Raw genomic sequence first — 8770 nt, 5'->3', positions numbered from 1 at the left:
TTTCCGGCGGTTCCAACTTTACCAGACTCTTTTCCGTTCCGTTTCCGGTCCGAATTTGATTCCGGTGGCCTGTGGAGTGGCCTTTGCCTTTCGGCTGACTCGACTTTATCAGAAGCAATTCGACCGAAGCGAACTCGGCCATTTGCTTGAAAGAGAAGAATCGATCGGCTCTGCGAGGATCGCGTCCTTCGCACGAGCGAGATGAACTTTAGATGTTCCCGAGCAGGTTGTCCAACTCTTTGGAACCGTTAAAATCTACCTCTCCACGCAGGCTGTGTCAACAGTCTTTGTGGGCGACCTGAAGGTTAGCAGGTCAGCGGCCCTGGACGCACATCGGCCCTCAGGCCGCGGCGGGCAGTTCGGCGCTGCGCTCCCCGGCTTCGACATCCCCGGTGTCCCCGGCTCGGGCCGCCCGGCCTCCGAGGACATAGACGTAGGCGAGAAAGGCCAGCTCAGCCGCGACACCGATGGTGATGCGGGCCCAGGTGGGAAGGCCTGACGGGGTGACGAACCCTTCGATGACACCGGAGACGAACAGGACCAGCGCCAGCCCGATGGCCATGCCGATCGCGGCGCGCCCCCGCTGAGCCAGTGCCGACCGTCTGGTGCGCGGGCCCGGGTCGATGACCGTCCACCCGAGACGGAGGCCCGTGCCGGCTGCGACGAAGACGGCGGTGAGCTCGAGCAGGCCGTGCGGCAGGACGAGCCCGAGGAAGGTGTCGAGACGGCCGGCCGAGGACATCAGCCCGATGCCGACGGCGAGGTTGAGCACGTTGACGAAGAGGATCCAGATCACCGGTACGCAGAGGAAGGCACCCAGCACCAGGCACATGGCCGCCGCCTGAGCGTTGTTCGTCCAGACCTGGGCGGCGAACGAGGCGGCCGGATGGCTGGAGTAGTACGTCTCGTACTCGCCGCCCGGCCGGGTCAGGGCGCGCAGGTCCTCCGGGGCGGCGATCGAGGCCTGCACCTCCGGATGTGTGCCGATCCACCAGCCGATGACGGCCGCCAGGAGCGTGGAGAGCACCGCCGTGGGTATCCACCAGTGCCGGGAGCGGTAGACGGCAGCGGGAAAGCCGGCGGTCAGGAAACGTGCGGCGTCACGCCACGAGGCGCGGCGGGTCCCCGTCACGGTGGAGCGAGCGCGGGCCACGAGCTGCGTGAGACGAGCGGTCAGCACGGGATCCGGTGCACTGGAACTGATCAAGGACAGATGGGTGGCGGTGCGTTGGTACAGGGCGACGAGTTCGTCCGCCTCCTCACCTGTCAGGCTGCGCCCGCGGTGCAGAAGATGGTCCAGGCGGTCCCACTCGGTGCGGTGGGTGGTCACGAAGACGTCGAGATCCATGGTCGGCTGCTGCTCCAGGCATGGGTGCGTACGGGTCCGTACTACAGCGGTGCGCTGCGGGTCAGCTTGGCAGACTGTGGTGTCCGAGGGGCAGACAAGGACGGCGAGGGGTGGGTGGCGATGAATGAGCTCGTGACCGGGGACGCGGTCGTGCTGGGACTGCAGCCGGCGAGGCTGCCCAGCCGGGCGTTGGCGATCACCATCGATCTCGCGGTGCTCCTGACCGTTTTCGTTCTGCTGTCCATCGGTCTGGCCGTGGCTACCGTGACGCTCGACGAGGCGGCCACCGCCGCTGTCGCCGTCGCCACGTTCCTTCTGGTGCTGGTGGGCGGGCCTGTCGCGGTAGAGACGCTCAGCCATGGCCGCTCGCTCGGAAAACTCGCCTGCGGCCTTCGCGTGGTGCGGGACGACGGTGGGCCGATCCGGTTCCGGCACGCGCTCGTGCGGGGGGCGATGGGGCTGGTGGAGATCCTGGGGACGTTCGGAGTCGTGGGCTGTATCGCCTCTCTGGTGTCCGCTCGTGGCCGTCGGCTCGGTGACGTGTTCGCGGGAACGCTCGTCGTACGTGAGCGGGTGCCGGCCGGGCGGTCTCTGGCGGTGCCCCCTCCCCCGCCCTGGCTGGTCGGCCGTTTCGCGCAGCTGGACCTCTCGGGCGTACCGGACGGGCTCTGGCTGGCCGTACGGCAGTACCTGACCCGGATGAACCAGCTCGATGCCATGGTGCGCGGGTCCATGGCTGAGAGGCTGTCCGCGGACCTCGTCGCGTGCACGGGTGTCCAGGTGCCACAGGGGGTGCCGGCGGCCGCCTATCTCGCGGCCGTGGTGAACGAGCGGCAGGCGCGGGATACCCGGCGGCTGACCGCCACAGCGGGCCGCGGCGGCCCGTTCCAGGTGCCCGTGGCCGGGCCCGTGCCCGCGCCTCTGAACAGGATGTTCTCCGACGAACGGCCGACGGAAGTCCGGCCGTCGGACGCAGGCACGCACGCAGCGGCTCCTGCCGACGCCGACAAGAACGGGACCGGGGCCGGGGCCGAGGGGCAGGCCGCGACCGGCTTCGCCCCGCCCGCCTGAACCTGCTCGGCTGCCCCCTGCACCTCACCCTGTACGAGCCAGAGCCCTGACCGCTCCCGTCCGGGTGTGATGCCTCCGGCTCAAGCCCCGTCCGGCGCACCGGGCTTGGCCGAGGGCGGGGATTCGAGGTGCTCGAGCTCGATGCCCGGCGCCGCCAGCACCACGTCGCCCGCGATGTGCACGGCGTGCTGATCGCCGGTGTCCAAGGCGTTGACCTGGTATTCGTCCACGATCAGGGGCCCGTTGTCAGTGGCGTGCGCTTCACTGTTCAGCAGCGACCAGGACTGGTCGACGGTACGGGGGGCGAGAACCGGGTCCGTGAAGGTGACCAGACGGACGCGGGTCGCGGGGGAAGCGGGGGTGAGGCGAAGGAGCCTGGCAGTGGCGACGAGGAAAGCGGGGGACGTGCCGGAGAAGGTGTGGGCGCGGACATTGCCTTCGGTGGCATGAGTGCCGGTGGGGTCGGTCCGTACCCAGGTGACCCCGTCGAGGGCGGCACCGCGGATCTGCCAGCTCGCGGCGTGCAGTTCGAGGCGGATGGGGCGGCCGAGCTCGTCCAGGGCCAGATCGACGGAACCCAGGTGGGCGCCCGAGGGGCCCGTGGTCTGGGAGACATAGCGCCAGCCGGAGGGGCCGGGCGCGCAGTGGAAGTGTTCTTCGCCGAGGGGGGTGTGGTCGTGGACATCGTGGAGCGAATAACGGCCGCGGGGCATGGGGTCCTTCGGGTTCCTCGGGCTGTGCGGGTGCGGTACGGGGCAGGCCCCCGGCACGGGGGTGCGGGGGCCTGCGCTCGGACCTGCTGCTGAGAGCTGCGCCGGCCGTCGGCCGGCGGCAGGCTCAGTAGCGGTAGAGGTCGGACTTGTACGGGCCTTCCACCGGGACGCCGATGTAGTCGGCCTGCTCCTGGCGCAGGGTCGTGAGCTTCACGCCCAGCGCGTCGAGGTGGAGGCGGGCGACCTTCTCGTCCAGGTGCTTCGGCAGCACATAGACATCGGTCGGGTACTCCTCGGGCTTGGTGAACAGCTCGATCTGGGCCAGGGTCTGGTCCGCGAACGAGTTGGACATGACGAACGAGGGGTGACCGGTGGCGTTGCCGAGGTTCAGCAGGCGGCCCTCGGACAGCACGATCAGGACCTTGCCGTCCGGGAACTTCCAGGTGTGGACCTGCGGCTTGACCTCGTCCTTGACGATGCCGTCGATCTTCGCCAGGCCGGCCATGTCGATCTCGTTGTCGAAGTGGCCGATGTTGCCGACGATGGCCTGGTGCTTCATCCGGGCCATGTCCGAGGCCATGATGATGTCCTTGTTGCCCGTCGTCGTGACGAAGATGTCCGCGGTTTCCACCACGTCGTCCAGCGTCGTGACCTGGTAACCGTCCATCGCGGCCTGCAGGGCGCAGATCGGGTCGATCTCCGTGATGATCACCCGGGCGCCCTGGCCGCGGAGGGACTCCGCACAGCCCTTGCCCACGTCGCCGTAGCCACAGACGACGGCGGTCTTGCCGCCGATGAGGACGTCGGTGGCGCGGTTGATGCCGTCGATCAGCGAGTGACGGCAGCCGTACTTGTTGTCGAACTTCGACTTGGTGACCGCGTCGTTGACGTTGATCGCCGGGAAAAGGAGGGTGCCGTCGCGGTGCATCTCGTACAGCCGGTGCACACCGGTCGTGGTCTCCTCGGTCACGCCGCGGATCTCGGACGCCAGCTGGGTCCACTTCTGCGGCGCCTCGCCGAGGGTGCGGTTCAGCAGGGTGAGGATGTAGGCGTACTCCTCGCTGTCCGCCGTCGACGGGTCCGGGGCCTCGCCGGCCTTCTCGAACTCGACGCCCTTGTGGACGAGGAGGGTGGCGTCACCACCGTCGTCGAGGATCATGTTCGGGCCACCGGTGGGGGTGTTGGGCCAGGTCAGAGCCTGCTCCGTGCACCACCAGTACTCCTCCAGGGTTTCGCCCTTCCAGGCGAAGACCGGGACGCCGGCGGGGGCGTCCGGGGTCCCGTTCGGACCGACCGCGATCGCTGCGGCGGCGTGGTCCTGGGTCGAGTAGATGTTGCAGGAGGCCCAGCGGACTTCGGCGCCCAGGGCGACGAGGGTCTCGATGAGCACCGCGGTCTGCACGGTCATGTGCAGGGAGCCGGTGATCCGCGCGCCGGCCAGCGGCTGGGCGGCGGTGTACTCCTCGCGGATCGACATCAGGCCGGGCATCTCGTGCTCGGCGAGGGTGATCTCCTTGCGCCCGAAGGCGGCGAGGGAAAGGTCGGCGACCTTGAAGTCCTGGCGATTGGCGGCCGTCGTCATAACGGGCTGCTCCTCGTAGTGGGTCGAGGGTGGTTGGCTGGCTCTGCGGCGGCCACGACGGGCACACGAATGCCCGGGCGATCCGCAGTGCAGTCCGTCGGAGGCCCTCTCTCCCTCGGCCGGTCCACTCGCGCGGACCGATCGACCGCCATCAGCAGCGACGTCTGGTACTCCCCCGAATCTACACCGAACGGCCCAGCGAGCCCCAGTCCGCCTGGGGGGCGGCGTGGGTCGCAGGGCCGTTCGGGGCCGATCTTCAGGGGGTCAGTGGCCGGATTCCGTCGGTGTGCCGTCGGGAGACGCGGGGCCGCCCGGTGCCTTGCCCGGGTTGGTGCCCGCGGCAGCCGCCTTCTCGTCGTAGATGTCGGGTTCGAGGTAGATGACCCGGGCGATCGGGACCGCCTCGCGGATCCGGTTCTCGGCGGCGTTGATCGCTTCCGCGACCTCGGCGGCGGACTCCTCGGCCCGCACCGCGATCTTGGCCGCCACCAGCAGCTCTTCCGGACCGAGGTGGAGCGTGCGCATGTGGATGATGCGGGTGACGGTGTCGCCGTCGACCACGGAGGCCTGGATCTTCTCGACGTCCTCGGTACCCGCCGCCTCACCGAGCAGCAGCGACTTCGTCTCCGCGGCGAGAACGATCGCGATCACGATCAGCAGGATGCCGATGCACAGGGTGCCGATGCCGTCCCACACGCCGTTTCCGGTGCCCAGGGCCAGGCCGACGCCGCCGAGGGCCAGGATCAGCCCGACGAGCGCGCCGAGGTCCTCGAGAAGGACGACGGGAAGCTCGGGCGCCTTGGCGCGGCGGACGAACTGCGTCCAGGACAGCTTGCCGCGGGTCTGGTTGGACTCCTTGATGGCCGTACGGAAGGAGAAGCTCTCGGCGATGATCGCGAAGACCAGTACGCCGACCGGCCAGTACCAGGCCTCGATCTCGTGCGGGTGCTTGATCTTCTCGTAGCCCTCGTAGATCGCGAACATGCCACCGACCGAGAACAGGACGATGGAGACGAGGAAGGCGTAGATGTAGCGCTCACGCCCGTAACCGAAGGGGTGCTGGGGGGTCGCCTCCCGCTGGGCCTTCTTGCCGCCGAGCAGCAGGAGCCCCTGGTTGCCCGAGTCCGCCAGTGAGTGGACGCTCTCCGCCAGCATCGATGAAGAGCCACTGAAGAGGAACGCCACGAATTTGGCCACTGCGATCGCGAGGTTGGCGGCGAGTGCCGCCACGATCGCCTTGGTTCCGCCTGACGCGCTCATGGGTGCCTGGTGTCCCTTCCTCGGTGCTGCGGCACGGGCGCCGCGTTACGGCCGGACATTGTTGCAGCCGCTGGGTGCGGACGGTACGTCAGACCACGACGGTCGCACGGAAGAGCGTTCCCGTACCGGCCACTTCTACCGATTCGTCCGCAGGGACGAACACGGATTCGCCGGGTGCGAGAGCGATCTCACCTGCCCGCGGGGCGCCTGCCGTGCAGAGCAGGATCTGCGCGGTGGGCGCCGTGAGGTCGACGGGGCGGCCGCCGGAGGACAGGACGTAACGCGACAGCCGGAATTCGTCGACCGGCGTCTCGTACACCTCCTCGCCGCCGGGTGCGGCCTCGGGGCGCAGGATGCCGGGCTCGGTGGCTTCGAAGCGGACGATGCGGAGCAGTTCGGGGACGTCGACGTGCTTGGGGGTCAGACCGCAGCGCAGCACGTTGTCGGAGTTGGCCATGATCTCGACACCGAGGCCGCCGAGATAGGCGTGGGGCACACCCGCTCCGAGGAACATCGCCTCGCCCGGCTGGAGTTGTACGTAGTTCAGCAGCATGGCCGCGATGACGCCGGGGTCGCCGGGGTAGTGGTGGGCGATCTGGGCGTACGGGGCATGGGCGCCGCCGAGCCGCCCGGCGGCCTCGGCCGCCTCGGCGACCGTGTGCGCCATCTCGTCGGGGTCCGCGGTGAGGATCGCCGTGAGGACCTCGCGCAGCGCCCCGTCCTCGGGGTGGGCGCGGAGCAGGTCGACGAAGGGCTTGAGGGAGTCCACGCCGAGGGCGGCTATCAGGTCGGCGGCCTCGGCGGGCCTGCGGAAGCCGCACAGCCCGTCGAAGGGCGTGAGCGCGCAGATCAGCTCGGGCTTGTGGTTGGCGTCCTTGTAGGTGCGGTGCGGCGCGTCCACCGGGATGCCCCGGGCTTCCTCGTCCGCGTACCCCTGCTGTGCCTGCGCGAGGTCGGGGTGGACCTGGAGGGACAGCGGGGCACCGGCCGCGAGCAGCTTGAGCAGGAAGGGGAGCCGGGGGCCGAAGGCACGGACGGCCGGGGCGCCCAGTTCGCGCTCGGGGTCGGCCGCGATGACGTCCGTGAGGGACCGCTCACCGGCTCCGGAGCCCGCGGCGCCGGCGGCGGTGTCCGTACCGGCGGGCCGGGTGAGGCGCGAAGGGGCTCCCGGGTGGGCCCCCATCCACATCTCGGCCTGCGGTTCGCCGGTCGGGGCTGTGCCGAGCAGCTCGGGGATGGCCGTGGTGGACCCCCAGGCGTAGGGGCGCACGGTGTTGGAGAGCCGGTCCATGGAGATGAGTCCTCGTGGGATGCGCGGGCGTGGGCGCCCAGGGGTGGCGGGCCGTCAGGCCCGGTTGTCGGAGGCCAGGGAGGCGTAGACGGCGGCGAAGTCGGTGACCGCGAGGAGCTCGGCGAGGGCTTCGAGCGCGCTGCCCTCCTCGGGTTCGAGTTCGCTGATGGCCGTGTCGTGGCTCAGGGCCAGTTCACGGGCGGCCGGGCTCGCGGTCAGGCCGCCGGCGGGCCGGTCGCGGAGCAGGACGACGCGGGCGCGCATGGCCTCGGGTTCGTCCACCCGGTCCCTGAAGAAGTCGTCGGGGTCGGCCCCCGCTGCGAACGCTCCGGCGAGCAGCCCTCCGTGGGAGGGGAGCGCCTCCGGCAGCTCGGCCACGAGGGCCGGGCGGCCGGCGAGCTCGGCCAGGACAGCGGCGAAGCGGCGCCCGACGGGGCCCGCGGCCTCACCCTCCGTCCAGACGAGGGGCAGGCTGTCGGCTAGTTCCGCGGCGAGGGTCTTGGCCGGGTTGCTGTACGTGGCGATGGCCGGCCCGCAGCGCTCCGCGGTGCGGTCGAGGCGGTCGGCGACCTTCTGCAGGGTCTCCGGGGGCGCTTCGATCAGGCCCACGCGGTCCAGCAGGGCGAGCAGCGGGGTGAGAAGGGCCCAGAGCGTGCCGGGGCCTGCCGCCGAGGTCTCGGCGTCGTACTCACCGTGCGGGGCGGCCGCCATGGGCACGACGAGTCCATGGACCCCGTCGACGGCTTCGCGCAACGGGGACCGGACGGGCGCGACGGCGACGACCGTGCAGCCGCGGCGGTAGGCCTGCTCGGCGAGCAGCGCGAGGCCCGGTTCCGAACCGTCGGCCGTGGCGATGAGCAGCAGGTCCACGGATCCGGCCCAGCCGGGCAGCGCCCAGCGCAGCGCCCCGGCGGCGGCCGCGACCCCGGTGGGGCGGATCGCGGTGACGGGCGCGGAGGCGCCGGCGAGGGCGCCGATCAGATCGGCGACGCCGGTCGCGGCGGTGCCGGGCCCCGCGACGAGGACGGCGCGGGGCCGCCCTTCGGGGGCCAGGGCACCGATTCCGGCCTCGGCGGCGTGCCGGGTGGCGGTGCGGACGCGGGCTCCGGCCTCGGCGGCACCGCGCAGCAGTCCTCGCCGGTCGGCTCGGGCCAGTGCTTCCGGTGCGTCGAGCAGCGACTCGTCGAGCATGGTGGTGGGCCTCCGATCACCGTGCTGATCAGGGTGCGGGTTACGCGGGGCGGCGGGCCTCGTCGACGAGGAGCACCGGGATGCCGTCCCGCACCGGGTAGGCGAGACCGCAGTCCGCGCCGGTGCAGACCAGCTCGGGGCTCTCGGCGGCGGACCGGTCGTCGAGGCCGGCGTGGCAGGCCGGGCAGGCGAGGATCTCCAGAAGGCCGGCTTCGAGCGGCATGGGGTGGGTCCCTTCGGGCATGCGGTGCGGATCCGGTTCGGACCCGGTTCGGGTCCGCGGAGCTGGGGTCTTTCGTTTGGATCATGCCGGG

At 70.7% G+C, this 8770-nt stretch carries 9 protein-coding genes; 2 read left to right on the top strand and 7 right to left on the bottom strand.

Annotated elements, in window-relative coordinates; translation table 11 throughout:
• A partial coding sequence (locus tag ACIQM3_RS34055; protein ID WP_401631242.1) for a hypothetical protein occupies positions 1 to 205 on the top strand: 205 nt, incomplete at its 5' end.
• Between the two features lie 135 nt (positions 206 to 340).
• On the opposite strand, the gene ACIQM3_RS34050 is transcribed toward ACIQM3_RS34055, so the two are convergent.
• Positions 341 to 1348, bottom strand: a complete 1008-nt coding sequence (locus tag ACIQM3_RS34050) for a stage II sporulation protein M (protein WP_401631240.1) — start codon at positions 1346 to 1348, stop codon at positions 341 to 343.
• A gap of 120 nt (positions 1349 to 1468) precedes the next feature.
• On the opposite strand from ACIQM3_RS34050, the gene ACIQM3_RS34045 reads away from it, so the two are divergent.
• Positions 1469 to 2419 carry an RDD family protein gene (locus ACIQM3_RS34045; protein WP_401631238.1) on the top strand — a complete coding sequence of 317 codons (951 nt, stop codon included), beginning with the start codon at positions 1469 to 1471 and terminating at the stop codon, positions 2417 to 2419.
• Between the two features lie 80 nt (positions 2420 to 2499).
• Here ACIQM3_RS34045 and ACIQM3_RS34040 read toward each other — a convergent pair whose 3' ends face one another.
• From ACIQM3_RS34040 to ACIQM3_RS34015, 6 genes are all read right to left on the bottom strand, one after another.
• Positions 2500 to 3132: a hypothetical protein gene (locus tag ACIQM3_RS34040; RefSeq protein ID WP_401631236.1), complete on the bottom strand. Its 633-nt coding sequence runs from the start codon at positions 3130 to 3132 to the stop codon at positions 2500 to 2502.
• 124 nt (positions 3133 to 3256) lie between these two features.
• Positions 3257 to 4714 (bottom strand): adenosylhomocysteinase, encoded by a 1458-nt coding sequence (gene ahcY / locus ACIQM3_RS34035; protein ID WP_401631234.1) that lies wholly within the window; start codon positions 4712 to 4714, stop codon positions 3257 to 3259.
• Positions 4715 to 4978: 264 nt separating this feature from the next.
• Entirely contained in the window at positions 4979 to 5974 is a 996-nt protein-coding gene (locus ACIQM3_RS34030) for a cation diffusion facilitator family transporter (protein ID WP_401631232.1), read from the bottom strand.
• A gap of 88 nt (positions 5975 to 6062) precedes the next feature.
• Entirely contained in the window at positions 6063 to 7265 is a 1203-nt protein-coding gene (manA, locus tag ACIQM3_RS34025; RefSeq protein ID WP_401631230.1) for a mannose-6-phosphate isomerase, class I, read from the bottom strand.
• A gap of 54 nt (positions 7266 to 7319) precedes the next feature.
• Positions 7320 to 8456, bottom strand: coding sequence for an SIS domain-containing protein (locus ACIQM3_RS34020; RefSeq protein ID WP_401631228.1), 1137 nt, complete (start codon positions 8454 to 8456; stop codon positions 7320 to 7322).
• A gap of 40 nt (positions 8457 to 8496) precedes the next feature.
• A complete protein-coding gene (locus ACIQM3_RS34015; protein ID WP_073752985.1) occupies positions 8497 to 8679 on the bottom strand; it encodes a Trm112 family protein in 183 nt (60 codons plus the stop codon).
• Positions 8680 to 8770: the final 91 nt, after the last annotated feature.

The sequence above is a fragment of the Streptomyces sp. NPDC091271 genome (assembly GCF_044757505.1).
Taxonomy (GTDB): Bacteria; Actinomycetota; Actinomycetes; order Streptomycetales; family Streptomycetaceae; genus Streptomyces.
This window is presented reverse-complemented; position numbering and strand designations above follow the sequence as displayed.

Bases quoted from the DNA above. Each gene is read 5' to 3' on its own strand.
- ACIQM3_RS34050 (WP_401631240.1), bottom strand. From the start codon at position 1,348: ATGGATCTCGACGTCTTCGTGACCACCCACCGCACCGAGTGGGACCGC.
- ACIQM3_RS34045 (WP_401631238.1), top strand. From the start codon at position 1,469: ATGAATGAGCTCGTGACCGGGGACGCGGTCGTGCTGGGACTGCAGCCG.
- ACIQM3_RS34040 (WP_401631236.1), bottom strand. From the start codon at position 3,132: ATGCCCCGCGGCCGTTATTCGCTCCACGATGTCCACGACCACACCCCC.
- ahcY (WP_401631234.1), bottom strand. From the start codon at position 4,714: ATGACGACGGCCGCCAATCGCCAGGACTTCAAGGTCGCCGACCTTTCC.
- ACIQM3_RS34030 (WP_401631232.1), bottom strand. From the start codon at position 5,974: ATGAGCGCGTCAGGCGGAACCAAGGCGATCGTGGCGGCACTCGCCGCC.
- manA (WP_401631230.1), bottom strand. From the start codon at position 7,265: ATGGACCGGCTCTCCAACACCGTGCGCCCCTACGCCTGGGGGTCCACC.
- ACIQM3_RS34020 (WP_401631228.1), bottom strand. From the start codon at position 8,456: ATGCTCGACGAGTCGCTGCTCGACGCACCGGAAGCACTGGCCCGAGCC.
- ACIQM3_RS34015 (WP_073752985.1), bottom strand. From the start codon at position 8,679: ATGCCGCTCGAAGCCGGCCTTCTGGAGATCCTCGCCTGCCCGGCCTGC.